This is a genomic window from Methylomonas subterranea, from assembly GCF_024505185.1.
Classification (GTDB): Bacteria; Pseudomonadota; Gammaproteobacteria; order Methylococcales; family Methylomonadaceae; genus Methylomonas; species Methylomonas subterranea.
In genome coordinates, this window is sequence record NZ_JANIBJ010000006.1 from 77,735 (window position 1) to 102,185 (window position 24,451).

General features: G+C 53.0%; 25 protein-coding genes. 17 read left to right on the plus strand and 8 right to left on the minus strand.

All coding sequences use genetic code 11. The annotated features are described in order from the left end of the window. Positions 1-127 precede the first annotated feature (127 nt). The 5 genes from NP590_RS04720 to NP590_RS04740 all read left to right on the plus strand — a co-directional run bounded on the left by NP590_RS04720 (position 128) and on the right by NP590_RS04740 (position 5,113). Positions 128-1,324 (plus strand): DUF262 domain-containing protein, encoded by a 1,197-nt coding sequence (locus NP590_RS04720; RefSeq protein WP_256601095.1) that lies wholly within the window; start codon positions 128-130, stop codon positions 1,322-1,324. Next, positions 1,321-2,409 (plus strand): DUF3696 domain-containing protein, encoded by a 1,089-nt coding sequence (locus tag NP590_RS04725; RefSeq protein ID WP_256601096.1) that lies wholly within the window; start codon positions 1,321-1,323, stop codon positions 2,407-2,409. Before NP590_RS04720 ends, NP590_RS04725 begins: the two co-directional genes overlap by 4 nt. 3 nt (positions 2,410-2,412) lie before the next feature. Beyond that, positions 2,413-3,357, plus strand: coding sequence for a hypothetical protein (locus NP590_RS04730; protein WP_256601097.1), 945 nt, complete (start codon positions 2,413-2,415; stop codon positions 3,355-3,357). Positions 3,358-3,439: 82 nt separating this feature from the next. After that, a complete protein-coding gene (ubiA, locus tag NP590_RS04735; RefSeq protein ID WP_256601098.1) occupies positions 3,440-4,300 on the plus strand; it encodes a 4-hydroxybenzoate octaprenyltransferase in 861 nt (286 codons plus the stop codon). 69 nt (positions 4,301-4,369) lie between these two features. Further along, on the plus strand, positions 4,370-5,113 hold the full coding sequence (locus NP590_RS04740; RefSeq protein ID WP_256601099.1) for a pentapeptide repeat-containing protein: 744 nt from the start codon (positions 4,370-4,372) through the stop codon (positions 5,111-5,113). Positions 5,114-5,263: 150 nt separating this feature from the next. Here the strand turns inward: NP590_RS04740 and NP590_RS04745 are convergent, their stop codons facing one another. The 5 genes from NP590_RS04745 to speA all read right to left on the minus strand — a co-directional run bounded on the left by NP590_RS04745 (position 5,264) and on the right by speA (position 10,511). Next, a complete protein-coding gene (locus NP590_RS04745; RefSeq protein WP_256601100.1) occupies positions 5,264-5,653 on the minus strand; it encodes a hypothetical protein in 390 nt (129 codons plus the stop codon). 127 nt (positions 5,654-5,780) lie between these two features. Next, entirely contained in the window at positions 5,781-7,100 is a 1,320-nt protein-coding gene (locus NP590_RS04750) for a UDP-glucose dehydrogenase family protein (protein ID WP_256601101.1), read from the minus strand. 21 nt (positions 7,101-7,121) lie between these two features. After that, entirely contained in the window at positions 7,122-7,979 is an 858-nt protein-coding gene (locus NP590_RS04755; protein ID WP_256601102.1) for an NAD(P)-dependent oxidoreductase, read from the minus strand. Between the two features lie 49 nt (positions 7,980-8,028). Then, positions 8,029-8,637, minus strand: coding sequence for a GDSL-type esterase/lipase family protein (locus NP590_RS04760; protein WP_256601103.1), 609 nt, complete (start codon positions 8,635-8,637; stop codon positions 8,029-8,031). A 47-nt stretch (positions 8,638-8,684) separates the two neighbouring features. Continuing rightward, entirely contained in the window at positions 8,685-10,511 is a 1,827-nt protein-coding gene (gene speA, locus NP590_RS04765; protein WP_256601104.1) for a biosynthetic arginine decarboxylase, read from the minus strand. 369 nt (positions 10,512-10,880) lie between these two features. On the opposite strand from speA, the gene NP590_RS04770 reads away from it, so the two are divergent. Next, a complete protein-coding gene (locus NP590_RS04770) occupies positions 10,881-12,941 on the plus strand; it encodes a GAF domain-containing protein (protein WP_443192665.1) in 2,061 nt (686 codons plus the stop codon). 164 nt (positions 12,942-13,105) lie between these two features. Here NP590_RS04770 and NP590_RS04775 read toward each other — a convergent pair whose 3' ends face one another. Continuing rightward, the gene (locus NP590_RS04775; protein WP_256601106.1) at positions 13,106-14,455 is read right to left on the minus strand and encodes a DegQ family serine endoprotease; all 1,350 of its coding nucleotides are present in this window, start codon (positions 14,453-14,455) and stop codon (positions 13,106-13,108) included. Positions 14,456-14,595: 140 nt separating this feature from the next. Between NP590_RS04775 and NP590_RS04780 the strand changes: the two genes are divergently transcribed. Then, positions 14,596-15,924, plus strand: coding sequence for a cyclic nucleotide-binding domain-containing protein (locus NP590_RS04780; protein WP_256601107.1), 1,329 nt, complete (start codon positions 14,596-14,598; stop codon positions 15,922-15,924). Positions 15,925-15,990: 66 nt separating this feature from the next. Here the strand turns inward: NP590_RS04780 and rpmG are convergent, their stop codons facing one another. After that, on the minus strand, positions 15,991-16,146 hold the full coding sequence (gene rpmG / locus NP590_RS04785; protein WP_045778960.1) for a 50S ribosomal protein L33: 156 nt from the start codon (positions 16,144-16,146) through the stop codon (positions 15,991-15,993). A 12-nt stretch (positions 16,147-16,158) separates the two neighbouring features. After that, positions 16,159-16,395 carry a 50S ribosomal protein L28 gene (gene rpmB, locus NP590_RS04790; protein WP_256601156.1) on the minus strand — a complete coding sequence of 79 codons (237 nt, stop codon included), beginning with the start codon at positions 16,393-16,395 and terminating at the stop codon, positions 16,159-16,161. A gap of 139 nt (positions 16,396-16,534) precedes the next feature. Between rpmB and gshB the strand changes: the two genes are divergently transcribed. From gshB to NP590_RS04840, 10 genes are all read left to right on the plus strand, one after another. Further along, positions 16,535-17,491: a glutathione synthase gene (gene gshB, locus NP590_RS04795; protein WP_256601108.1), complete on the plus strand. Its 957-nt coding sequence runs from the start codon at positions 16,535-16,537 to the stop codon at positions 17,489-17,491. 6 nt (positions 17,492-17,497) lie between these two features. Beyond that, on the plus strand, positions 17,498-18,391 hold the full coding sequence (locus NP590_RS04800; protein WP_256601109.1) for an energy transducer TonB: 894 nt from the start codon (positions 17,498-17,500) through the stop codon (positions 18,389-18,391). Between the two features lie 17 nt (positions 18,392-18,408). Then, positions 18,409-18,975: a YqgE/AlgH family protein gene (locus NP590_RS04805; RefSeq protein WP_256601110.1), complete on the plus strand. Its 567-nt coding sequence runs from the start codon at positions 18,409-18,411 to the stop codon at positions 18,973-18,975. Further along, positions 18,968-19,453, plus strand: a complete 486-nt coding sequence (ruvX, locus tag NP590_RS04810) for a Holliday junction resolvase RuvX (RefSeq protein WP_256601111.1) — start codon at positions 18,968-18,970, stop codon at positions 19,451-19,453. The genes NP590_RS04805 and ruvX overlap by 8 nt, the downstream gene beginning before the upstream one ends. A 301-nt stretch (positions 19,454-19,754) precedes the next feature. Further along, positions 19,755-20,291 (plus strand): REP-associated tyrosine transposase, encoded by a 537-nt coding sequence (locus tag NP590_RS04815; protein ID WP_256601157.1) that lies wholly within the window; start codon positions 19,755-19,757, stop codon positions 20,289-20,291. Continuing rightward, positions 20,288-20,785 (plus strand): DUF2380 domain-containing protein, encoded by a 498-nt coding sequence (locus tag NP590_RS04820; RefSeq protein ID WP_256601112.1) that lies wholly within the window; start codon positions 20,288-20,290, stop codon positions 20,783-20,785. The genes NP590_RS04815 and NP590_RS04820 overlap by 4 nt, the downstream gene beginning before the upstream one ends. Continuing rightward, complete coding sequence (locus NP590_RS04825; protein WP_256601113.1) at positions 20,782-21,264, plus strand: cupin domain-containing protein; 483 nt, start codon at positions 20,782-20,784, stop codon at positions 21,262-21,264. Before NP590_RS04820 ends, NP590_RS04825 begins: the two co-directional genes overlap by 4 nt. A 375-nt stretch (positions 21,265-21,639) precedes the next feature. After that, on the plus strand, positions 21,640-22,158 hold the full coding sequence (pyrR, locus tag NP590_RS04830) for a bifunctional pyr operon transcriptional regulator/uracil phosphoribosyltransferase PyrR (RefSeq protein ID WP_256601114.1): 519 nt from the start codon (positions 21,640-21,642) through the stop codon (positions 22,156-22,158). A gap of 2 nt (positions 22,159-22,160) precedes the next feature. Further along, entirely contained in the window at positions 22,161-23,126 is a 966-nt protein-coding gene (locus tag NP590_RS04835) for an aspartate carbamoyltransferase catalytic subunit (RefSeq protein WP_256601115.1), read from the plus strand. Next, a complete protein-coding gene (locus tag NP590_RS04840; protein ID WP_256601116.1) occupies positions 23,123-24,409 on the plus strand; it encodes a dihydroorotase in 1,287 nt (428 codons plus the stop codon). Before NP590_RS04835 ends, NP590_RS04840 begins: the two co-directional genes overlap by 4 nt. Positions 24,410-24,451 lie beyond the last annotated feature (42 nt).

A 24,451-nucleotide genomic window follows, 5' to 3' on the forward strand; every position in this document is an offset into this window, starting at 1 on the left:
CGAAACATTGAATGTGGATTTGGATGATTTGGTTTAGTAATCTAGCAAATGAAAGTATTGAACGTATAACAAAGCTGTTTGTTATGGTGGCAGACTATTTTTGATGTATTTGAAATTTGAATGGCGTATGACTACAAAAGAACTCTCTGACGATAATGCGAAGGCCGATAATTCGGTTGAAGAAAGTTCGCTAGAAGACGAGGATAAATCAGGCTCTGATTTGAAGATGAAGCCTTGGAATCCGAACGATATTCGGATTACGACTAAAAACTTCACTATCCGGGAGATTTATACCCAGATTGAAGATAAGGAACCAGAGCAAGAAAAAGAATTGGATTTAGCGCCCGATTTTCAACGGAGTTTCGTTTGGAATACCAAACAACAGATACGCCTTATTGAATCCATCCTATTGGGTATCCCTCTTCCTGTTTTTTACTTCAACCAGGATAAAGACGGTGCTCTACAGGTAATCGACGGTGTTCAGCGACTGACTACGGTCAAGCGGTTTATGTCCAATCAATTGGAGTTGAAGGAAGAATATCTTGAATATCTGAGTCCGCTAAAAGAGGCGACATTTTCCACGCTCGATCCTGCAACCAAGCGGCGTTTTGCCGTCACCCAGATAGTGGCTCATGTGATCGAGCCGCAAACGCCGGACGACGTTAAATTCGATATTTTCAATCGCGTTAATACCGGAGGTAGTCCACTCTCTGCTCAGGAAATTCGCCATTGTATGAGCAAGGAACGCTCTCGAAAATTTTTGCGAAAGCTGGTTGAAAGCGAAAGCTTCGATCAAGTTATGGGCGACTATTTCTGGCGAAAAGATTCGATAGGGCAGTTGGTTCGCGATAGTAAAAGAATGACAGATAGAGAAATGGCATTACGTTTCTGTGCTTTTCATGTCGTGCCACTAGAAAAATATGCCGAGGCATCGAGTTTGGATGCATTTTTGTTGGATTTTTCTCGCTGGCTAGACCAACAAGCAAAACCTTCGGATTTAAAAAAACTAGAAACTGCATTTCGACAAGCCATGCGAAATTGTTATGAAGTGTTTGGTACCGGTGCATTTCGCCGATGGGCTCCACACAACCAATCACCAAGTGGTCGCATCAACCGAGCAATTTTTGAATCACAAGCTTTAGCGCTCGCGGAGCACCCTCCAGAAATTGTTAGCACACACAAAGACGCTATTCAAAAAGCCCTAAGAAAGCTTTTTAAAAACCGAGATTACGATACCTCTGTAAGTGCTGGCACAGGTTCCTACAAAAAGGTCGAAGACAGGTTGCTTAAGCCACGCAAAGCCTTGGAGAAAGTTCTCAAATGATCCGTGAATTTAAACTGCGCGGCTTCAAGATGTTTGCTGAGGCCAGCTTTGAAATGGCGCCGCTGACTATTCTGGCCGGCATGAACGGTGCTGGTAAAACTTCAGTTATCCATGCTTTGCTTCTTTTAAAAGAATCCGTTCGGCGAGGAGATAATATCGTTCCGCTAAATGGTCCATTCGGTTTGGAATTGGGCTCGTTCGAAGATATCCAAAATTGGAATACGCAGGATTCGGTTAGATTTGATCTCACGGATGACAATGATGCTGTCTATTCGTGGGAGTTGACTGGCGTTGCCAGTTCGCTCTATGCGGAGATACAAGAACCCGGAGAACTTCCAATGCTGTTCATCGAGGGAGAAAGAGTCTTTCAGTATCTTTGCGCCGAACGTTACGGTCCACGCAATATACTCGGCTCGGCGGCATTGCCGCCCGACTTGCTGGAAGTAGGTTTTCGCGGGGAGTACAGCGCCCAGATTCTCTATAGCCTTGATAGTTTATCCATCGCCGAACCTCGCCGTTGTCCAGGATTCGGCGAAGAGGATGCCGCGTTATTGAAATTCGAGACGGAGCGGTGGCTATCTAGGATTACTCGTCCTGTACAGATTGATACCGATTCTATTTCGATTAGGACAGTAACAGCACTGCGTTTCCGCGTTCCCGATGGCGAGTGGGTTCGGCCGCCGAACATGGGCTTTGGAGTAACTTATGCACTTCCGGTAATCCTTGCTGGCTTGACGGCTGGAAACGGCGGACTCTTAATTGTGGAAAATCCCGAAGCTCACCTGCACCCTGCCGGTCAATCGCAAATGGGATATTTTCTTGCGGCTATGGCATCTGCCGGTGTTCAGGTCGTGGTAGAAACCCATTCCGACCATGTCTTAAACGGTATTCGTCGTGCTATTGGCGAGCATAGTATCTTGACCAAAGATCAAGCAATTATCCATTTCTTCGATGTTGATGGAACCGACCCACAGACTCTGCGTTTTACCGAGACCGGCAGCATTGCATCTTGGCCTCGCGGATTTTTCGATCAATACCAACTCGATGTCTCTGCTCTAACCCGCGTAAGGCGTCCAAGGCAATAAATCATGCGCTTTGTCATCGACGAAACAAGCTGGCGTTTCGATGGACTTGAGAACGATGCTTGTATCGAGGCATTGGAAGCCTTGTTGGATTTACTGGACGATGCGCATCACCAAGGACAGTTAGCCTGCTATTCGGAAGAGCTGTTTGAAACCGCCGTTTGGCAGAATAAAACTTTTTATGAATTGTATGAATCGGATTCACCAATGGCGATACCTTGGGAAGTTCAGGAGCGTGTTGCGAGTATTTTTGGAAGACTATCCAAGTGGCAGGAACTTGACTCATGTGAGCCCAGAGATTTTGACGTACAAATTAACAATAGAGCTAAAGAATTTGCTCCGTCAATTGCTTGGGCACACGCTCAAACCGCCCAAAGCAAAGCCAATGCTGTTGCTTGCCTGATTTTTCCTAGCGTTCGTCGAATTGGGAATCATGCTGTTACGGTCGACAATCAGATAGAGAATCTATGGTTTGTCGGAGAATTTCAAAGCTATCGTGACTATTTTCGGTGGCTCATTACCGATACCACCAAAAGTCCCGATGAATTGACAAAATTTGCAGATTCCGCATTCGCTTCACTTGATTTTATTCCCAACTCTTTCGATGGTATCAAGGGTATGAGCAAACCTTATCGAGAGTTGATAGAGCCACTGACCAAGCATTTAAGTGTTTTGTCTGATCATGGAAAAAGAGTTTTCTCCGAACCATGGAAAGATGCGCCTTCTAAATTCGGTTCGCATGGAATTAACATATCTGACGAGAACGGAAACACGAAGAGCAATAGCGAAGCGCGGAGAGAACGAACACGTATTTTTAACGGTAAAGAAGTTGTGTTTTGGTGGCATAGCAAACTTGAGCCAGATAGGGATCGAATCCATTTCTCTCCAGATAAAATTGCCAACGGCGGTCGTTTGTTAGTCGGGATATTTTGTCGTCATCTTCAAACCTGAAATCCCCACTGAGCAAAGTCGAGTTTGCACAAGCTTCGCATCGGATAAAGCTCAACATAACACATTTAAATAATCACGATTCATGGACACACTCAAAGACCGTCTCCACCAATACTGGCTCCTGGCCCGCTTCGATAAACCCATCGGCATTTTCATTTTGCTGTGGCCGACACTGTGGGCCTTGTGGATTGCCGGCGACGGCAGGCCGGATGGACTGGTGTTGTTCGTGTTCGTGTCGGGCGTGGTGTTGATGCGCGCTGCGGGTTGCGTGATTAACGATTACGCCGACAAGGATTTCGATCCGCATGTAGACCGTTGTAAGTTGCGGCCGATCGCCGCCGGCAAGGTGTCGCCGAAGGAAGCGCTGATCGTTTTTGCGGTGTTGTGTCTGACCGCGTTTGGGTTGGTGTTGCTGATGAATTGGTACACCATCGGCCTATCGTTTATCGGCGCTTTTTTGGCCGCCAGTTACCCGTTCATGAAACGGTACACCCATCTGCCGCAAGCCTATCTGGGGGCGGCGTTCGGTTTTGCGGTGCCGATGGCGTTTGCCGCGCAGACCAACGAAATTCCAACAGTCGGCTGGATTTTGTACTTGGCGGTGTTGCTGTGGGCGCTGGTGTACGACACCATGTACGCGATGGTGGATATCGACGACGATTTGAAGATAGGCGTCAAATCCACAGCGATTTTATTCGGCAAGCGGGTGCGGGAGATTACCGCCGGCTTGCAGTTGGTTATCCTGGGGCTGTTGATAAGCGTAGGTTTTATGCAGCAATTGAGTTGGCCGTATTATGCCGGCTTGCTGGTCGCTACCGGTCTGGGGATTTACCAGCAAAAATTGATTTTTCATTTCCATAAACCCGATTGTTTCAAGGCCTTTTTGAATAACAATTGGTTTGGCTTGGCGGTTTTTGCCGGTTTGCTGGCGGCATATCGATGATCGACGCCAACACTTGGCCGGTGTTATGCTGACCGTTGATTACGTAAGCAATAACATTCAGGAGTGGATATGCATTATTCAATCAAGCTTTCGGCGCTACTGCTTGCCGTGTTGGCGGCTGGCGGCTTACAGGCGGCGGAACTAACCCGCGCTCAAGTCGAACAACTATTGGCCAAGGCCGATAAACAACACCCCGCCCCGCTGCGGCGCAAGGATTTGACCGATCTGGATTTGTCCGGGCTGGACTTTCGCAACGCCGATTTGTGGGGGGCGGACTTGCGCCGCGCCAATCTGAGTAAGGCCAATCTGGCCGGCCTGAATCTGGATTTGACCGTAATGACCCATATCAAGCTGGTAAATGCCGATCTGTCCAACACCAGTATTTTCGGCGTGAGTTTGATGCATGCCGATGCCAGCGGCGCCAATCTGAGCGGTAGCCGGGTTATCGCGGTGATGGAGGGGGCCAATTTCAGCCATGCCGATATCAGCAACGCCGATTGGGCCGCGGACATGAAAAATCAGTCCATGGGCCTGATGCGGGCCAATTTGAAAGGCGCCAATCTCAGCGGTGCCAATCTCAGCAACAGCAAGTTGGGCCGGGCCATGCTGAAGCACGCCAAACTGAACAACGCCAATTTGAAAAATGCCGATTTGTTTTCGGCGGAAATGGGTGGCGCCGATCTGACCGGAGCCGATTTGAGCGGCGCCAATCTATCTTCCACCAAGCTGCACGATGCGATTTTTACCGACGCCAAAACCAGCGGAGCCCGTTTCGACGGCGCCCAGCATGTTCCCGCAGGTGTCGGCCGATAGCGGAAAGGCCCATGGATTACCGCAGCCTGACGAGCATGAAGTTACGCTATCGTCCCGGCGATTTAAATTCAGAGTAATCCGGTTGATGTCTGGGAATACCTATCCAGCATGAGCCGGTTGGGTCCGGGATCGATCGGCCCCGATTGCTTTTTATAATGCCTGCCGCAGCAAAGCCATTCCCACCCCGCCAAAGCCGACGGTGGTAATGATGAAGCTGATGGCGGTATAAACTTTCCAATGGGTTTTATGCCAAAACTCCGGGTCGAAGGCGGCGATGACAAATACCGTGGGATTGGCAAAGCCGCCGATTGCCACGCACCAGCAGGCAAAAACCGGCAAATCGACGCCCGCGCCGTAAAAGCCCAAATTGAACAAGGCCATCAGGGCATAATCGACGTGGGCCCTGATCATGGTTTTGTAATCGACCAGGAATTTTTCGTCGATACCCTGGATGGGAAACCAGCGGGCAAATGTCATCAGCCACGCCGAGATGATCAATGCGGCCATACAAGCAACCGCGCCAATTAACAAAATTTCCATGCATTTTCCAAAGTTAGCGTTATTAAAAGGCGCTGGCCAAGCATAAACCCGCCCGGATGGTTCCGGAATACTGTCTTATACCAAGGTGGAATTGTCTTGCCTTCCAGCGGGTGGTAGCGGGTGTTTATCAGCGTCCGATGGCGTAATACCGCAAGCCTGCTTGTTTGACGAACTTGGGTTCGTACATGTTGCGGCCGTCGAAAATCACCTTGTCGCTCAGCGAGCGGCTCAAGGCATCGAAATCCGGGCTGCGGAATTGCTTCCATTCGGTGACGATGATCAAGGCGTCGGCCGTTTGCAGGGTGTCGGCTTGCTTCTCGCAATACATCAAGCCGGCTTTGTCGCCGAATATGCGCCTTGCTTCATGCAGGGCTTCCGGATCGTAGGCCTGTACCGTGGCGCCGGCGGCGGTCAGGGCGTCGATCAAGACCCGGCTGGGGGCTTCGCGCATGTCGTCGGTGTTGGGTTTGAAGGCCAGACCCCACAGGGCAAAGGTTTTGCCCTGCACGCCGTCCGGGTAATGGGCGGAGATTTTCTCGAACAAACGATGTTTCTGTCTATCGTTGACGTTTTCCACCGCGCTCAACAATTCGGCGTGGTAGCCCATTTCCTTGGCGGTGCGTTCCAGGGCTTTGACGTCTTTCGGAAAGCAGGAGCCACCGTAGCCGCAACCGGGGTAGATGAAGCTGTAACCTATCCGGCTGTCGGAGCCGATGCCGTGGCGGACGTGCTCGATGTCCGCGCCCAAGCGTTCGGCCAGATTGGCCAGTTCGTTCATGAAACTGATTTTGGTTGCCAGCATGGCGTTGGCGGCGTATTTGGTCAGTTCGGCGGAGCGGATGTCCATGGTGATGACCCGCTCGCGGCTGCGATTGAACGGCGCGTACAGGGCTTTCAGCAATTCGGCGGTACGCGGATTGTCGGTGCCTATGACGATGCGGTCGGGTTTCATGAAGTCGTCCAGCGCCGAGCCTTCCTTCAGAAACTCCGGGTTGGATACTACATCGAATTCCAGTGTTTCGCCGCGTTTGGCCAATTCATCCAGTACGGTTTGTTTGACTTTGTCGGCGGTACCCACCGGTACGGTGGATTTGTCGACGATGATTTTGTAATCGGTCATGTGCTCGGCAACGCTTTTGGCTACCGCCAGCACGTATTTCAAATCGGCCGAGCCGTCTTCGTCCGGCGGGGTGCCGACCGCAACAAACTGGAACAAGCCGAAATCCACGGCTTCCTTGACGTCGGTGGTGAATTGCAAGCGACCGGCCAGCATATTGTCCTTGACCATTTCTTCCAGGCCGGGCTCGTAGATCGGAATGATGCCTTGCTTCAGTTTGTCGATTTTGGCTTGATCCACGTCCATGCACATGACCTGATTGCCGACATCGGCCAGACACGCACCGGTTACCAAGCCGACATAGCCGCTACCGAATACCGTAATTTTCATCTCCACTCCTCAATTAATATTTTAGTTTGTCCGTTTTAGTCGATACAGGGCGGAAATATCTTCGTCGCCAAAGCCCTGTTGCATGAGCAATTCATAATCGCCTAGCGTTGCATCGGTCAAGGGGCACTCCAGGCGCGCTTGCTCGGCCATTTGCCGACAAATCAGCAGATCCTTGTGGTGCAAGGCCAACCTGAAACCCGGTTTGAAAACGCCTTTTGTCATGGTCTTGCCCCGATGCTGTAAAAACCAGTTGCCGGCCGCGCCGCCGGAAACCACGTCGACGACTTTCTCCATATCCAGGCCCTGCGCTTGCGCAAACGCCAAGGCCTCGGTGACCGCCTGATTGATGCCGGCGCACATGATTTGATTCACCGCCTTGCAGGCCTGTCCGGAACCGGTTGGGCCCATGTGCTCGATACGGGCCGTCATGGCTTGCAGTACCGGCCCGACCCGCTCCAACACAAGCCGGTCGCCACCGACCATCATGGCCAGCGTGCCGTTTTTGGCTCCTTCCACGCCGCCGGATACCGGCGCGTCGAGAAAGTCCGCTTGTTTGTTCGCCAGTAACGCCGCCGCTTGTTTGGCGGTATTGCTGCCGACGGTCGACATGTCCACCACAACCGAGCCGGGTTTGATGGTTTCGCACAGCGCCGTAACCACTTCCAGCACATCCCGGTCGGCCGAAACGCAAAGCAAGATAAGCTCGGATTGCCCGGCCAGCGCCGCTGGGCTGTCCAGCGCCCGAACATTCAGTTCGGCGGCCAGTGCGTCGGCCTTGCCGGGGGATCGGTTATAAACCGCTTGCAGATGGCCGGCCCTGGCCAGATTGCGGGCCATGCCCTGGCCCATGGCGCCCAAGCCGATCAAGCCTGTTTGCATCGCTGGTTCTCCGGAGTGGTGGGGGACAATGTTGCTTACCGGTCAGAGTTTACAAGGCGCCTTGTTCGCGCAGCAAGGCGGCGATATTCTCGGCCAGTTTTTGATAGCCTCTGTCGTTCGGATGCACGGTATCGGACTTTAAGTCGTTAGAGGACAGTATGGCCGGTAGGGTTTCCAGATCGGTGGGTACCTGTTCGGATTGGGCCAACTCGGCATAGACTTCCGCGCTATGTAAAAAAACCAGGCCGAATTTGGGTATGCCCAGCATCACGGTCGGGATGTTGCGCTGTTTGGCTTCCGCGATCATGGCTTTTAGATTTGCCCGGGTTTCCTCGACGTTGATCTGCCGCAAGATGTCGTTGCCGCCGTGGATCAGGATCAACAAATGCGGTTGATATTCGTCCAGCAATTGCGGCAGGCGCTGTCGGCCCTCGCTGCTGATTTCGCCCGGTACGCCTTCGTTGATCACTTCGCGACCGGATAATGCGCTCAATAGGGCCGGGTAATCGTGTTCCGCCGTGGCCCCGGTGCCGTAAGTCAGACTGTCTCCGAAAGCCAGTATGACTCCGTCATCCGGTAGTTTGCTCAGTTTGGAGGTTTCCTTGTTGCATGCCATCAAGCCGAGTAAGGCCAAACCAATAATCCATTTCTTTACCATGAGCGCTCCTTGATAATCGAATCTTGCTGTCGGTTACGGGGTATCGGTTATTTTTCCAGATAAGTATAGGCGTTTAATCCGGCCAGTAATTCCTGTTCGAAAGCCTGTTTTTGCGCGGCGCCGAGTGGGGCAGCGTCCAGCTTTTGCCGATAAGCGCTTTTCAGCGCGGCGGTATCGATGTGGACGTAATCCAGCAATTCGCTGACATCCTCGCCTTCCATGAATTCGCCGAAACGATAGCCGTCGCCGTCCAGCTCGATGTTTATGGAATGAGTGTCGCCGAACAAATTGTGCATATCGCCCAGAATTTCTTGGTAGGCACCCACCATGAAAAAGCCGATCAGGTAATCTTCGCCATCGGCGATACCGTGCAACGGCAGCGTATGGCTGATGTTCTGCTGATCCACGTAGTGGTCGATGCGGCCGTCGGAGTCGCAGGTCAAATCCTGCAATACCGCGCGGCGGCGGGGTTGTTGATCCAGCCGGTGTATCGGCATGATGGGGAATATCTGCTCTATGCCCCAAATATCCGGCATGGATTGAAACAATGAAAAATTGCAGAACACCTTATCGGCCAGCTTTTCGTCCAGCTCCAACAGTATTTCGCGGTGTTGCTGGTTATGCGGGTTCAGCTGGCTTTGAATCTGCTGGCATAGGCCGACGTAATTTTTTTCGGTTTCCGCCAATTCCGGCAGCGACAAATCACCCTGTACAAAGCGGGCTCTGGCCTCGGCCATGTCGAATTGAGCGTTATGGTAGGCCTCGCTGATGTTATGGAACGTCGTTGCCGGCAAATTTTCGGCACCTTGCAGGCTTTCCACTTCGGTAACGTTGGTAATCAACACGGCATGGTGGGCGGTGATGGCGCGGCCCGATTCGGTGATGATGTTGGGCTGCGGCAGTTTGCGCTCATGGCTGGCTTCCGCGAAGGCGCGCACGATATTTTCGGCGTATTCGGTCATGCTGTAATTGATCGAGCATTCCCGCCGCGAGCCGCTGCCGTCGTAATCCACGCCCAGGCCGCCGCCGGCATCCACCGTGTTAATCGGTGCGCCGAGCTTGTGCAACTGCTGGTAAAACCGCCCGGCCTCTTTCAGGGCCAGTTTGATGTCGTGAATATTGGCGATCTGCGAGCCCATGTGAAAATGCATCAACTGCAGGCAATCCAGCATGGCGTGTTGTTTCAAACGCTCGATCAGCTGCAATATTTCGCTGGCATGCAGACCGAATTTGGATTTTTCCCCGCCGCTGTTTTGCCACTTGCCGGCGCTGATGGTGGACAAACGCACTCGTAAACCGATCAGCGGCTTGACATTCAGCTTGGCGGCTTCTTCGATGATCAGTTCCAGTTCGGAGGGTTTTTCGATGACGATGAACACCGACAAGCCCATCAACTGCCCCATCAAGGCCATGCGGATATACAGCCTGTCCTTGTAACCGTTGCAAACGATGGTGCCGCCGGTTTTGGCCAAGCCTAATATCGCCAGCAGTTCCGGTTTGCTGCCGGCTTCCAGGCCTATGTGCTCGGCGGAGACGATGCTTTCGACCACATTGCCCTGTTGATTGACCTTGATAGGGTAAACCGGCGTGTAACGGCCGCGATAATCATGAGCGGCGCGGGCTTGATCGAAGGCCTGCTGCAGGCGGCGGATACGGTCGGGCAGAATATCGGTAAAGCGCACCAGCACCGGCAGTTGCAAACCTTGGCCGCGCAAAGCCCGCGCGACCTCAAACAGATCGATCTCCACGGTGCTATCGCCTTGCGGCCTGACGCAGACATGGCCCCGGGCGTTAATCGAAAAGTAACCGTCGCCCCATTGCTGAATGGCATAAAGCTGTTTGGCCTGTTCGATCGACCATGGCTGAACTGACACTGAACCTCTCCGGCTTGGCAAAAATGACTGACATTTTAATGGATAACGTGGCGACTATTATGACTTTTTCGGGACATCAATATGCACCGTGTGAATTTGGCATGCCCGGCTGTTTTTCAAGGTAAGGCAGTCGCCGTGGTTTTTTTGCCTTCGGCGGCAAGTTCTTGGTTTGAAACTTCATGCCGACCCGCGCGGAATTTCTTCCGCTATCCTGGCGTTCGGCATTGCAATGTACCCTCAGCCTATTAACCAGTCTTCTGGCAATTTGGCGCGACTGCGATATACTGCCAAACTATTCATTTCTAACCCTTCATATCAAATGTTCATGCATTCGGCTCCCCCCGGGATTGCGATTTTATGCTCATGAAAATGCTTGAAAGCTTAGCGCATAAGCTGGGTAGGCTATGTGGTTCCCGGTTCTTCAGGCTGTATGTGGTTCTGGTCATATTGAGCTGCGCCGGCGGCTATTTTTTTTACGGCAACATCCAATACCACGCATCCCTGCGCTGTCGTTTGTCCGACGGTATTGGTGTCGAAGCGGGCAGAGAAGCCATAAATCTCGCCTTGGATGAGATAAGGCGTGGCATTCGCCGGATATCCGGGCCGTACGAAGCAAATCCGGCCGCCGATCGGCTTTCGCCAGTTGATTTTGAACGGCGGTTGACGCTGTTAGCGGCCACGTCAGTGCTGTTTGAGCGGATACGCTGGCTGGACGAGTTCGGGCGCGAACGTTTGCAGGTAAATTTTAACAGTGGCAAGCCCCATTTTATGCCATCTGCTGAATCGAGAGATCAAAGTGCCAGTCATTATTTAATGGCCGCCAATAAAATGGCTCCCGAACAGCTTTACATTTCACCTCTGGAGTTCAATGACCCATTCGGCGACGAAGACTCTCCGCTTCAGCCGGTATTACGCATTGCGGCGCCGGTTTTTGACGGCGCTGGCGCCCGGCGCGGCGTGCTGGTTTGCGATTATGCGGCGGTGGAGTTATTGGCTCGTTTCGAGAAAGCCGTCGCGGGGAATGCGGGGCGTACCCTGTTGTTGAGCCCCGAGGGTTTTTTGCTTACCTCTGCACTGCCCGACAAGGGGCAAGGTCTGGTATTTAAGCCCACAAGCCCGAATTTTTCAGCCTATCGCCCTTTGATATGGGCCAGGATCAATCAGGCTGAAGCCGGTCAGTTTGAGGATACTGAAGGGTTGTGGACGTTTAACACTGTATTTCTCGACCGGAACGACGCCGCACTGACCGCCAATGCCTGGAAAATTGTTGCACTGCTGCCGGCTAAAAAACTCTACGGCAATCCGGAGCTTTTCAATACCTTTCTGTCGGCGCTGTTGGTGCTTTTGGTTTTGCAAGCCGTCGGTTGTTGGAAATTGGCCGATGTCTGTCAAGGCAGGAAACGGATACAAGAGCAATTGCGGGATTCCGATGAGCAATTGCAAAATCTGATAGTGGCGCGTACCTCCGAGTGGGTGGGGGATGCGTTATCGCGCGAGAAAACCGCGCGACAATTAAAACTGCTGGATACGGCGCTGAAAGCCGCCGCTCAAGCCATTGTTATTGTCGACAGTCAAGCCGTCATTCGCTGGGCCAATCCGGCTTTCTCCGCGCTAACGGGCTTTGCCTTGGAAGATGTTTTGGGCAAGCCGTCAAAGGAACTGATTCGCCTGGGGGCGCAAAGCGAAACGTTTTATCTGGCGTTGGCAAACAGCATCTTGAATCAACGGGTTTGGCGCGGCGAAATTATTAACAAACACAGAGACGGCATTTTTTATAACGAATCGCTGACTATCAGTCCGATTCGTCACCGGGAAAGCGGCAATACCCATTTTATTGCGCTAATAGAGAATATTTCCGAACGCAAACAAGCTGAAAAGCGGCTGGCCAATTTAAACCGGGTGTATGCGATGACATGCGAGATCATGAAGCTTATTCGGCATGCGCGCGACAGCAATGCGCTATGCGATGCCGCGTGTCGTATTGCCGTGCAGGAAGGCGGCTTTGCCATGGCTTGGTTGGGAGTGCCGGACGCCGCCGGAGAGATGTTGCATCCGGCCGCTTTTGCCGGCATCGACAAGGAAACCCTGGCTCAATTCAACCGTTTGCCGACATCTCCCGAGCAAAACAGCCATCCCGCCCATGCGGCCTATGCCCAGATGTGTAACGTGGGTAGCAACGACATCGAAAGCGACCCGCGCACCAAAGACTGGCGGCACAAGGCGTTAGCGTTGGGTTACCGCAGCATGCTCTCCTTGCCTGTTAAAACCAAGGGCAAGGTATTGGGGGTATATTCGCTTTATGCCGGCGCGACAGAGGTATTTACCAACCGGGAGATCAAATTACTGGACGATCTGGCCAATGAAATTGGGCTTGCCTTGAACGCCATCGATGGCGGCGCTGAACAGTATAGGGCTGCGGCCGAAGCGTGAAGGGCTGATGCATATTTCAAGACGCCTTGCAATTGGATGAATTGTTTGGGCGTGATTCAAGCTGTGACGCAATAAAAAATGAAACGCCGCGCGAAACCGCTTTAAAGTTGGTGTCACGAAACACATCCATGTGTTTCGCCCCGCGGGTGCTTCGCGAGGGGCTCTTATTGCAGCACCACGAAAAAGCCTTCGCCGTTGCGCTGCAGATTGATCAATAAAGCGGATCTGGGGTCGGCCACCTGTTTGAATTCATCCAGATTTCTGACCCGGTAGCGATTGGCGCTGACGATGATATCGCCGGGCCGCAAACCTGTTTTCCAGGCATAGGATTTGGGTTCGATTTTTTCCAGCAAAACGCCTTCTATCTGGTCCTTGCCGGTTACGCTCAGGGTAACGCCTTTCAGAATCGGGTGTATATTTTCGCCGGCAATTTCAGGACGCTTGGGTTTGCCTATTACGGCTTGCAGGCTCAGACGTTGATCTCCGCGCATGACTTCAAGATCGGCGGTGTCGCCCACCTGCAACAAACCGATTGCGGTACGGATCTGGCTGCTGCCGTTTTTGACTTCCTGGCCGTTGATCGCAACGATGATGTCGCCGGGTTCGATGCCGGCTTTTTCCGCCGGCGAACCGGCTTCTACCCGGCTGACCGCCGCGCCGTGCTGGCTTTTCAGATTGAAGGCTTTAACCAGTTCCGGCGTCAAATCCTGGGTGGTAACCCCAAGCAGGCCCCGGCGCACCTCGCCATGTTGAACCAGGGAGTCCATCAGCTTGATGGCCATATTGGACGGAATGGCAAAACCGATTCCTACATTGCCGCCGCTGGGTGCCAAAATGGCCGTATTCATGCCGACGAATTCGCCGCGCAGGTTCACCAGGGCGCCGCCGGAGTTGCCAGGGTTTATGGAGGCGTCGGTTTGAATGAAGTCTTCATAGCCTTCAATGCCCAGGCCGGAACGGCCCAAGGCACTGACTATGCCCGAGGTTACGGTTTGACCCAAGCCGAAGGGATTGCCGATAGCCACCACAAAATCACCCACCTTCAACTGGCTGGAATCCGCGATGCGCAGGGCGGTCAAGCTATCGGCCGGAATTTGAATCACCGCCACGTCCGCCTCGGGATCGGTGCCCAGCACTTTGGCGTTCAGTTGCCGGCCGTCGCTTAGCGTGACGGTAATCTTGTCGGCTTTGTCGATCACATGATTGTTGGTCAGTACGTAACCTTCGTCCTTGTCGATAATTACGCCCGAACCCAAGCTGTTCCTTTGTTGCTGGCGCGGGTTGTTGGGTATGCCGAAAAATCGGCGGAATACCGGGTCGTTCAGTAGCGGGTTGTCCTGAATCCGGACATTGGTGGAGGTGGAAATATTTACCACCGCCGGCATGCTGCGTTCCAGCATCGGGGCCAGGGTGGGTAACTGTTCGCCCTCCACTTGTAACGGCAATGCCGCCTCGGCCGAAAAATGCGCGAAAGCGAGCAAAAGAAACAGCCTTATTATGGTCTTATTAAGCATATATGTATTTCCAACAGTCGATGAACCGGCATGGACAATCCGGCAACAAAAATGTTTCGCCAAAAAATATTAACTCATTATCGTCTATGATAGGCACCTTGCCCGTAGCATTTTAATTTGCATTCATTCCGCATCAAACCATGGCTGTCGATATCCAGTCCGAAGAGGCTCGTCTGATCCGGCAATTGATTCCCTTGTCAACCCTGCCGTCGCAAGCATTTAACAGCCTGTGCGCGCAATTGCAACCGGAACACGCCGAGCAGGGCACGGTTTTGTTCAGGCGCGGCCAGCGGGACGGCGATCTTTATTATTTGCTGGAGGGTTCGGTTAACTTGCGAACCGAGACTTTCACCATCGAAACCATTGCCGCGGGCAGCGATTCGGCGCGCTTTGCCCTCGCCCATCAAGTGCCTAGAAAAGTTGACGCGGTAGCCAATAGTAGAATTCAGTTTTTGCGATTGAATGCTGATATGATCAAAATGGCAAACGAAATAACTTACGACGAGAATGAAAGCGCTATGATGGTTGACGATTTGGGGGATAGCGACGACTGGATGACGACTCTGCTGAAGTCGCCCATTTTCCGCTCGCTGCCGCCGGCCAATCTGCAAAAATTGCTGATGAGTTTACAGGAGGTCAGTTGTGCGCCGGGAGAGGTTGTCATCCGGCAGGGGGAGCCGGGGGATTTTTACTACATCATCAAAAAGGGTCAGGCATTGATCAGCCGCAAGCCATCGCCCAACGCCAAGGATATCAAACTGTCGAAATTAGTTGACCTGGACACTTTCGGCGAAGACGCCTTGATCTCGGGCGAGCCAAGAAGTACCTCGATTACGGCCCTCACCGAGATGACCTTGCTCAGACTGGGCAAGGAGCAGTTCATCAATCTGATCAAGCTACCCACGCTCAAATACATCGATGTTGACGGTTTGCATGAGCAGATGAGTAAAGGGGCAGAGGTCATCGATGTGCGTGGCCCCGATGAATACAGGATCAGCCATTTGCCAAAAAGCACCAATGTGCCGTTTTTTTCCCTGCGCATGTATCTAAAAACCCTGCATAGGCATCATCCTATCGTTGTGGTTTGCAAGGATGGTAAAACCAGCGAAATGGCAGCCTTTATTCTGCAGCAAAATAAATTCAACGCCTTGATTTTGAAAAACGGCATTGCCGGTCTCAGTCAGGATCAACTGCTGGCGGAGCCGGCCTCGTTCGCCATAGATGACGGCACCGAAACCGGTAATCTGTTGATGCCGGTCAATGAGTCGTCCATATCGGTCCCGGCGGAGCCGAGGGGTGAGAGATCTGAAGAGGGGCCGAATGACGATCTCAGGCAGCTGGTTCAGCAGCTCAAGGCAAAATGCAGGGCGCTGGAGGCGGAAAAAATCACTTTGGAATTGAAATGCTCGGCATTAGCCAGGCAGCTGGAAAAGGTTAAAAACGAGCAGGACAGAATGGGAGAGAAATGATCCGGGCGGCGGCTGGATCAGGTAAGCACCTGTCCGGCCCGCCGCTATTACGGCAATCAAAGCCCTTTATTTGATTTTGGCTTCTTTGTACATCACATGCTTGCGAACCACGGGATCGAATTTTTTGATCTCCATTTTCTCGGGCATGGTTTTTTTGTTTTTGGTGGTGGTGTAGAAGTGGCCGGTGCCTTCTGTCGAAACCAATTTGATTTTATCGCGCATGTTTAATTCTCCTTAAACTTTTTCGCCGCGGGCGCGGATGTCGGCCAAAACGGCGTCGATACCATTCTTGTCAATAATACGCATGCCTTTTGAGGATACTCTCAGGCGAACCCAACGATTTTCACTTTCCACCCAAAATCTGTGATGATGCAGATTGGGCGTAAAACGTCTTTTGGTTCTGTTCATTGCGTGTGAAACGTTGTGCCCGGTGACGGGGCGTTTACCTGTTACTTGGCATACTCTGGACATGACTACCTCAATGCGAGCTTTTGATTCAAAATAGCCGAGCTTTATACCAAAAATACTTTTGCCGGTAAACAACATTCTTAAAAATAAATTTGTTAGAATTTTGCAATTATCTCCCGATACTTATTAGAACAGGACGCGAATGACGCTTAAATTCGGCATGGTCATGGACCCCATCGGCCAGATCAACATCAAAAAAGACACCAGTTTCGCCATGCTGCTGGAGGCGCAAGCGCGCGGCTGGGAGTTGCATTACATGGAACTGGGCGACCTGTTCATGCAAAACGGTCAGGCCCACGCCCGCACCCGGATGCTGCAAGTCGAGCGCAACGGGCAACAATGGCATCGATTTCTCGGCGAGCAAGAGATGCATCTGGCCGAACTCGATGTGATCTTGATGCGTAAGGACCCGCCCTTCAACCAGGAGTACATCTACGCCACCTACATGCTGGAACAGGCGGAGCGGCAAGGCGCTTACGTTGTCAACAAACCGCAATCCTTGCGCGATGCCAACGAAAAAATGTATACCGCCTGGTTTCCGCAATGTTGCACCGACACCTTTGTCGCCCGCGACCCGCAAAAAATTCGCGGTTTTCTGCGGCAACACCAGGAGATCATCCTGAAGCCGCTGGACGGCATGGGCGGCGCCTCGATATTTCATGTGCGGGAAAACGACCCCAACCTCAGCGTGATTCTGGAAACCATGACCGAGCACGCCACCCGCTACATCATGGCGCAAAAATATCTGCCGCAGGTCAAGGACGGCGACAAGCGCATCCTGATGGTCAACGGCGAACCGGTGCCTTATTGCCTGGCACGAATCCCCGCCAGCGGCGAAACCCGCGGCAATCTGGCCGCCGGCGGCCGCGGCGAGGGCCGCGAACTCAGCGAGCGCGACCGCTGGATTGCCGAACAGGTAGGCCCCACGCTGCGCGAAAAAGGCCTGGTTTTCGTCGGCCTGGACGTAATCGGCGACTATCTGACCGAAGTCAATGTCACTAGCCCCACTTGCGTTCAGGAACTCGACAAACAATTCGGCATCAATATCAGCGCACAACTGATGGACCATATCCAAAACCGCTTACAAGCGAAACAATAATACCCGATGATGCAGGATCAGCCGCTTACCAGTTCACCGCTGTCCAACGACGACTCGCTGCTGTTGGCGGTTTTCGTTGCCGCGCTGGTGCACGTCGGCATTTTATTGGGCATCAACTTCAAGGCTCCGCAGGCGCCGAAGGCCAACAAGTCCATCGAGATCACCCTGTCGCACGCACCCTTGAAGAAAGCCCCGAGTCAGGCTAAATATCTGGCCTCGGAACACCAGCTTGGGGCTGGCGACAGCACCCAAAAGCCCGAACCGGTCAAACAAAGCCTGCCCACGCCGCCGATCGAGGCCTCCGCGCCCGCCCGGGTCGAGCCGACCAAACAGCCCGCCCGCGAGGCGCAAAATCCGACGCCCCGGAAGCTGCTCACCCAAGCCAAGGCTCCGGTAAAAGTCGCCGCTGCCGTGGAAACGGCCGAAGAGCCGGTGGCGGAAACGATTACGGAACACCCCAAACTGACCGCCGAAGCCTTGCAGCAGCAAATCGCCCAACTGGGCGAACAGATACGCAATACCCGGCAAAGCGCCGAAGACAGTAAAATCAAATTCGTCAGTTCGGTCAGCACCCACAAATATTTGGCGGCTCAATACGTCAAGGACTGGGAAGACAAGGTCGAACGCACCGGCAATCTGAATTATCCGGCGGCGGCCAAGAAGCCCGGTGTTTCGCAATCGCTGACCATGGACGTCGGCATCAATGCCGACGGCAGTATTTACAGCATGCGCGTCGTCAGGACGTCCGGCAACCTCGCGCTCGACGAGGCGGCCAAACGCATCGTCAAAATGAGCGCGCCGTTCGCGGCCCTGCCGACGGAATTGCTCAAGGAAGTGAACGTTTTGGTCATTACCCGGGTCTGGAAGTTTTCCGACGAAACCGGCATGACAGCCCGCTAGCCCAACCACGCATAGATATGACAGACAGCACTTATCTGAATAATCAATTTTTGATCGCCATGCCCAGCCTGTTCGATCCGCACTTCTTTCATACCGTAACCTATTTGTGCCAGCATAATCGGGAAGGCGCATTGGGCATCGTCATCAACCGCCCCACCAACATGAAACTGAAGGACATTCTCGAGCAAATGGGCATAGAATCGGATCTGGAAGAGGTGTTGAACACCCCGGTTTTTGCCGGCGGCCCCGTGCAGCAGGAGCGCGGTTTCGTCATACACAGTCCTTGCGCGCAAACTTGGGATTCCACCATCCCGACCGCCGATAACATCAACCTGACCAGCTCGCGCGATATTCTGGAGGCCATTGCCAAGGGCCAGGGGCCGGCGCATTATCTGATTGCGCTGGGTTATGCCGGTTGGGGCAGCGGGCAACTGGAAAAGGAAATCGTCGAGAATGCCTGGCTGAATACGCCTTGCGGCGAAGCCATTTTGTACGAAACCCCGGTCAACCAACGCTGGAATGCCGCCGCCAGCCAACTGGGCATAGACATCAACCGCCTCACCACGGCCGCCGGGCATGGCTAAGCCCGACCCGCTGGCCGCCAAACTCCGTAGCGACGCCTATCTGGGCTTCGATTTCGGTAATAAAAAAATCGGCGTTGCGGTGGGTTACGCCGATACCGGCATCGCCAGTCCCTTGCAAACCCTACGCTCGCTCAACCAAGTGCCTGATTGGAATGCCATTGGCAAGCTGATCGCCGAATGGCGTCCGCTCGGCTTGGTGGTGGGCATTTCCCGGCAACAAGACGGCTCGGACAACATCATCACCCCGCGCATGCGGAAATTTTGCCGCCAGCTCAACGGCCGCTACAATCTGCCGGTACATCAAATCGACGAAGCCTTGACCACCTTTGCCGCCAAGCAACTGTTATTCGATGACCTGAAAGTCAGTGCCGGTAAGCTATGGGCAGTTCAGGACCAACTGGCCGCGCAACTGATTCTGCAAAGCTGGTTTAACGAATTTGCCGACGACGTAAAGAGGCAAAGCGATGGAGGAAAATGAGCGGCTTTTTTTACTGGGTTATTTCCGCTAATCGCAACATAAGGTCGGACTGCAGTTTGCCGGGCTTTATCGCCGAGTTCAATCACATGCTTGAAATTCGGTTCTCGTAAAATTCACGGCTTGGTTGGGTAAGGCATAATTTGTCTTGTTATGACCCGAAAGAGTCAGACACCAGTTTCTGGTGAACGACTGGTCTAGCCTTTACAGCAGGCAATTAATCCCAGTAGTGGGGTCAATATTTCAAGCTGGCTGTAGGGCGGATAAGCGTAGCGTCATCCGCCAAATCGGTCAAACTCCTTTCATGCCAAATTATCGACGCAATCGCATTCCTGGTGGCACCTATTTTTTCACCGTTAACTTGCTCGAACGGAAATCGTCGCTGTTGATCGAGCATATTGCAGAGTTACGGGAAGCGGTGCGAGTGATCCGGGAAAAGCAGCCATTTCATATCGATGCTTGGGTGGCTTTGCCTGATCATATGCATGCGATTTGGACATTACCGGCCGGCGACGATCAATATTCCAACCGATGGCGAGCGATAAAAAAAGCCTTCTCGAAAGCGATACCTAAAACCGAATATCGTTCAGCAATCCGAATAAAACGCCACGAGCGTGGAGTATGGCAACGTCGATTTTGGGAACATACCATTATCGATGATGCCGACTATGTGGCACATATGGATTACATCCATTACAACCCGGTCAAGCATGGTTGGGCAGTCACAGTTAAGGATTGGCCATATTCAAGTTTTCATCGCTTGGTCAAGATGGATATTTATCCGTTAAATTGGGCGGGGTTGGACTTGCCATTGTTGGAAGTGGGTGAACCGGAAAATTGACGGTTTTATCGGCGGATGACGCTTCGCTTATCCGCCCTAAGGCCCCAGAAGGTGAATTAAAAAGAGCGGGCTATAAAATCACTGCTGTTGAGTTAGACGCTCAACGTGAGACCAACAGCGGTTTTGGGTATCTTTTTGACCACAGCGACGCTGCCGCAGAACTGGCGAAAAAAGCCGGAGCTGAGTATATATTGGTGGGCAGACTGCATAAACCAAGTTTCTTATTCGCTTATATTATGGGACATTTGGTCAGGGTTAATGACGGCCAATTAATCGGCAATTACATTTCAGAGACAAAAGGCGGTGATAAAAAATTAACCTTAAAGGGCGTCGAAAGTCTTGCCGTTAAAATCGATAAGGATTTAGATAATATCTATACACCTCCGCCCCCTTCTACGACAATTGCTTTATCCAACACCTCTGCTGTTGTAGACGTGTCATCCATGAAGCCCCAGAGCCTTAACAACAAAATAGAAAATGGAGATGCCAGATGAGAATTTACTTGATCGCTCTAATGCTTATTTCTTTCGCAGGTTCTGCATTATCTCAGGATAAAATTGATCGCATGAGCGCTGTTACCATGGAATCGTTTATCCCGGATACGGTTAAGTGGAATGACGAACCGATACTTCCTAAAGGTGCCAAAAGCGTCATTCTAGTAGGCGACCCAAAGAAAGCGGGGGTTTTTATCGCTTTGCTGAAATTTCCATCTAATTATCCAATCCCTCCACACATACACCCATTTGCAGAAGTAATTACAGTCCTGCGGGGCAAACTAGGCAATGGCATGGGTGAAAAATTTGACGCAAAAAAAGGCGAGATGCTTAACGTAGGTTCAAGCTTTGTGTTACCTGGTGGACATACTCACTATGTTTGGACTACTGATGAGGAAACAATCGTCGAACTAATCGCTACTGGGCCATGGGATATTATTTATACGAATCCGACCGATGATCCGCGCAAAAATAAATAAGGCCATAAGGTGCGCTTACTATAGGGTGCTGCCGCCAGGCGCACCGTTCGCGATCGTTGCGCCTCGCATGGCTCGGCACAACCTATAGGTGGTCGCACCTTTTTGGGGTTACGGCTGGCGGCTGTAGATCAATCAGCAGACCTTCGTCAGAAAAACCGTCTGTCTGCTCATGGTCGGTAACGAGCATTGCTCCCACCAACTTTTGCACGCAACCACTTGTTGTGCTCATGAATGATCCAACCCTGTTTTGCATAAAACAGCATGATTTAAACAGTAGAAGTGTTCCGGTTTCCAACCCTGGAATGCAAATAGCCGCTTTTTCTTGTATCCTTGATCTTTCATCTGTTTACGTAAAAACAAGCTTACAAACCGATCATGCTGACCTCCTCGTTCAATATCGCCGACCTGCTCGACAGCCTTGAAACCGATATCCGCCAACAAATCGAAAGCCGCAAGCTGAACAATCCCCTGCTGATCGGTATACACAGCGGTGGTGCCTGGATAGCCGAACGGATGCACCAACGCCTGCGGATTGCCGAACCCTTGGGACTGATGGACATCACTTTTTACCGCGACGATTTCTCGCAAATCGGCATGCATCCCAACGTCAAGGCCAGCCAATTGCCGCCGCGGCTTGAGGGCCGGGACATCATTCTGATCGACGACGTGTTCTATACCGGGCGCACCATCCGCGCCGCGCTGAACGAGATTTTCGATTACGGCCGCCCCAATCAGGTTTTACTGGCGGTGCTCATAGAACGCAACGGTCGGCAAATCCCGCTGCAACCCGATTGCCGGGGCGTCCGTATCGATTTGCCGGATGGTCAACGCATCAAGCTGACCGGGCCAGACCCCCTGGGCATAGATTTGCAAACCCTGGCTTGCGCGGCCTGATTATGCATCGGCACATACAACTTACCGAACAGGGCAAACTCAAGCATTTTCTCAGCACAGAAGGCCTTAACAAGAGCCTGTTGACCGAGATCCTGGATACCGCCGAATCCTTTGTCGGCATTTCCGAACATCAGGTGAAAAAAGTGCCGCTATTGCGCGGCAAAACCATCGTCAACCTGTTTTTCGAAAACAGCACCCGCACCCGCACCACCTTCGAGCTGGCGGCCACCCGTCTGTCGGCCGACGTGTTGAATATGAACATCGCTACCTCCGCCACCTCCAAGGGCGAAAGCCTGCTGGATACCATCCGTAACCTGGAAGCCATGCATGTGGACATGTTCGTGGTGCGGCATGCCTTGAGCGGGGCCGCGCACTTCATCGCCCAACACACCGCCCCGCATATCAGCGTCATCAACGCCGGCGACGGCCAACATGCCCACCCGACCCAGGCCATGCTGGACATGTTCACGATACGCCAGCATAAAAAACAGTTTGAAGGCCTGAAAGTAGCGATCGTCGGCGATATACTGCACTCTCGGGTAGCTCGCTCGCAGATTCTGGCGCTCAACACTTTAGGGGTAGCCGAAGTACGAGTCATCGCCCCGAAAACCCTGTTACCCGCCCATGTCAGAAGCATGGGCGTAATTCCGCTGCATGATATGGACGAAGGGTTGAGCGACGTCGACGTCGTCATCATGCTGCGCTTGCAAAAGGAACGCATGAATTCGGCCTTTCTGCCCAGCGAAAGCGAGTTTTTCAAATGCTACGGCTTGACCGAAGCCAAGCTGCAACGGGCCAAACCCGATGCCATCGTCATGCACCCCGGCCCGATCAATCGTGGAGTGGAAATTGCCTCCAGCGTGGCCGACGGCCCGCAATCGGTGATCTTGCAACAAGTCAGCAACGGCATTGCCGTGCGCATGGCCGTCATGACCATGACGCTGGGCCACCATGGAGGTATGGCGTGACCAAGATACTGATAGAAAACGGCCGCATCATCGATCCGGCCAATGCCTTGGATGCCGTGGGTTCGCTGTGCATAGCCGACGGCCAAATTTTGCAGGTGCTGAATCCGCCGGCCGATTTCACCCCCGATCTGACCATTAACGCCAAGGGCCGTATCGTCTGCCCCGGCTTCGTGGATTTGAGCGCGCGACTGCGGGAACCGGGCCATGGCCATAAAGGCAGCATCAAAAGCGAAACCCAGGCGGCGTTGAGCGCCGGCGTTACTTCGCTGTGCCTGCCGCCCGACACCAAGCCCTGCATCGACAGTCCGGCGGTGGTGGAATACATCAAGGACAAGGCGGAAGCCGCCGATTACCCTGGGGTATACAGCATAGGCGCCTTGACTCAGCGTCTGGACGGCACGGAACTCAGCTCGATGTTCGCCTTGAAACAGGCCGGCTGCATCGCCGTCAGCAACGCCCACGCCCCGCTGGGGAATTTGCTGATTCTGCGCCGGGCCATGGAATACGCCGGCACCCACGGCTTGTTGCTAATGTACCGCGCCAATGAAGCCTCCCTCAGCGGCAAGGGTTGCGCTCACGAAGGCGCCATGGCCAGCCGGTATGGTTTGCCCGGCATCCCGGTCGCCGCCGAATCCATCGCCCTGGCGCAAGCCCTGGAACTGGCGCAATTGACCGGTTGCCGCATGCACGTCAGTCAAATCAGCTGCAAGCAATCGGTGATCAAAATACAGCAGGCCAAAAAATACGGCCTCAAGGTCAGCGCCGACGTGGCCGTGCATCAATTGCATTTAAGCGAAACGGATGTGCTGCCCTTCGACAGCCATTATCACGTGCTGCCGCCCTTTCGTAGCGAAGAAGACAGCCATTATCTGCGCGAAGGTTTGGCCAACGGCACCATAGACGCCATTTGCTCGGATCATCAACCGCACGATTTGGATGCCAAGCTGGGCGCCTTTCCGGAAACCGAACCCGGCATTGCCTCGCTGGAAACCCTGTTGCCGCTGGCGCTGGAATTGACCAGACTGCATCGCATCGATCTGCATAAGGTACTGGCCAGTCTGACCGAAAAACCGGCGGCGATTTTGGGCCTGCAAGCCGGCGCGTTGACGCCGGGATTCAGCGCCGATGTCTGCATTTTCGACCCCGAGTTGGCGTGGCAAGTCGACGGGCAAAGCTGGCGCAGTGCCGGGCGCAACACGCCTTACTGGCAACAAACCCTGATTGGCAGGGTCACTCATACCTTGCAGGGCGGCCGCCTGTTGTATAAATTCCGCAATCGTTGAGCAATGTGCCATGCCCCAAAAGGGGCGTTTTTCGTCAACCGA

Coding starts and splice junctions, on each gene's coding strand:
- NP590_RS04720 (WP_256601095.1), top strand. CDS start 128: ATGACTACAAAAGAACTCTCTGACGATAATGCGAAGGCCGATAATTCG.
- NP590_RS04725 (WP_256601096.1), top strand. CDS start 1,321: ATGATCCGTGAATTTAAACTGCGCGGCTTCAAGATGTTTGCTGAGGCC.
- NP590_RS04730 (WP_256601097.1), top strand. CDS start 2,413: ATGCGCTTTGTCATCGACGAAACAAGCTGGCGTTTCGATGGACTTGAG.
- ubiA (WP_256601098.1), top strand. CDS start 3,440: ATGGACACACTCAAAGACCGTCTCCACCAATACTGGCTCCTGGCCCGC.
- NP590_RS04740 (WP_256601099.1), top strand. CDS start 4,370: ATGCATTATTCAATCAAGCTTTCGGCGCTACTGCTTGCCGTGTTGGCG.
- NP590_RS04745 (WP_256601100.1), bottom strand. CDS start 5,653: ATGGAAATTTTGTTAATTGGCGCGGTTGCTTGTATGGCCGCATTGATC.
- NP590_RS04750 (WP_256601101.1), bottom strand. CDS start 7,100: ATGAAAATTACGGTATTCGGTAGCGGCTATGTCGGCTTGGTAACCGGT.
- NP590_RS04755 (WP_256601102.1), bottom strand. CDS start 7,979: ATGCAAACAGGCTTGATCGGCTTGGGCGCCATGGGCCAGGGCATGGCC.
- NP590_RS04760 (WP_256601103.1), bottom strand. CDS start 8,637: ATGGTAAAGAAATGGATTATTGGTTTGGCCTTACTCGGCTTGATGGCA.
- NP590_RS04770 (WP_443192665.1), top strand. CDS start 10,881: ATGCTTGAAAGCTTAGCGCATAAGCTGGGTAGGCTATGTGGTTCCCGG.
- NP590_RS04775 (WP_256601106.1), bottom strand. CDS start 14,455: ATGCTTAATAAGACCATAATAAGGCTGTTTCTTTTGCTCGCTTTCGCG.
- NP590_RS04780 (WP_256601107.1), top strand. CDS start 14,596: ATGGCTGTCGATATCCAGTCCGAAGAGGCTCGTCTGATCCGGCAATTG.
- rpmG (WP_045778960.1), bottom strand. CDS start 16,146: ATGCGCGATAAAATCAAATTGGTTTCGACAGAAGGCACCGGCCACTTC.
- rpmB (WP_256601156.1), bottom strand. CDS start 16,395: ATGTCCAGAGTATGCCAAGTAACAGGTAAACGCCCCGTCACCGGGCAC.
- gshB (WP_256601108.1), top strand. CDS start 16,535: ATGACGCTTAAATTCGGCATGGTCATGGACCCCATCGGCCAGATCAAC.
- NP590_RS04800 (WP_256601109.1), top strand. CDS start 17,498: ATGATGCAGGATCAGCCGCTTACCAGTTCACCGCTGTCCAACGACGAC.
- NP590_RS04805 (WP_256601110.1), top strand. CDS start 18,409: ATGACAGACAGCACTTATCTGAATAATCAATTTTTGATCGCCATGCCC.
- ruvX (WP_256601111.1), top strand. CDS start 18,968: ATGGCTAAGCCCGACCCGCTGGCCGCCAAACTCCGTAGCGACGCCTAT.
- NP590_RS04815 (WP_256601157.1), top strand. CDS start 19,755: ATGCCAAATTATCGACGCAATCGCATTCCTGGTGGCACCTATTTTTTC.
- NP590_RS04825 (WP_256601113.1), top strand. CDS start 20,782: ATGAGAATTTACTTGATCGCTCTAATGCTTATTTCTTTCGCAGGTTCT.
- pyrR (WP_256601114.1), top strand. CDS start 21,640: ATGCTGACCTCCTCGTTCAATATCGCCGACCTGCTCGACAGCCTTGAA.
- NP590_RS04835 (WP_256601115.1), top strand. CDS start 22,161: ATGCATCGGCACATACAACTTACCGAACAGGGCAAACTCAAGCATTTT.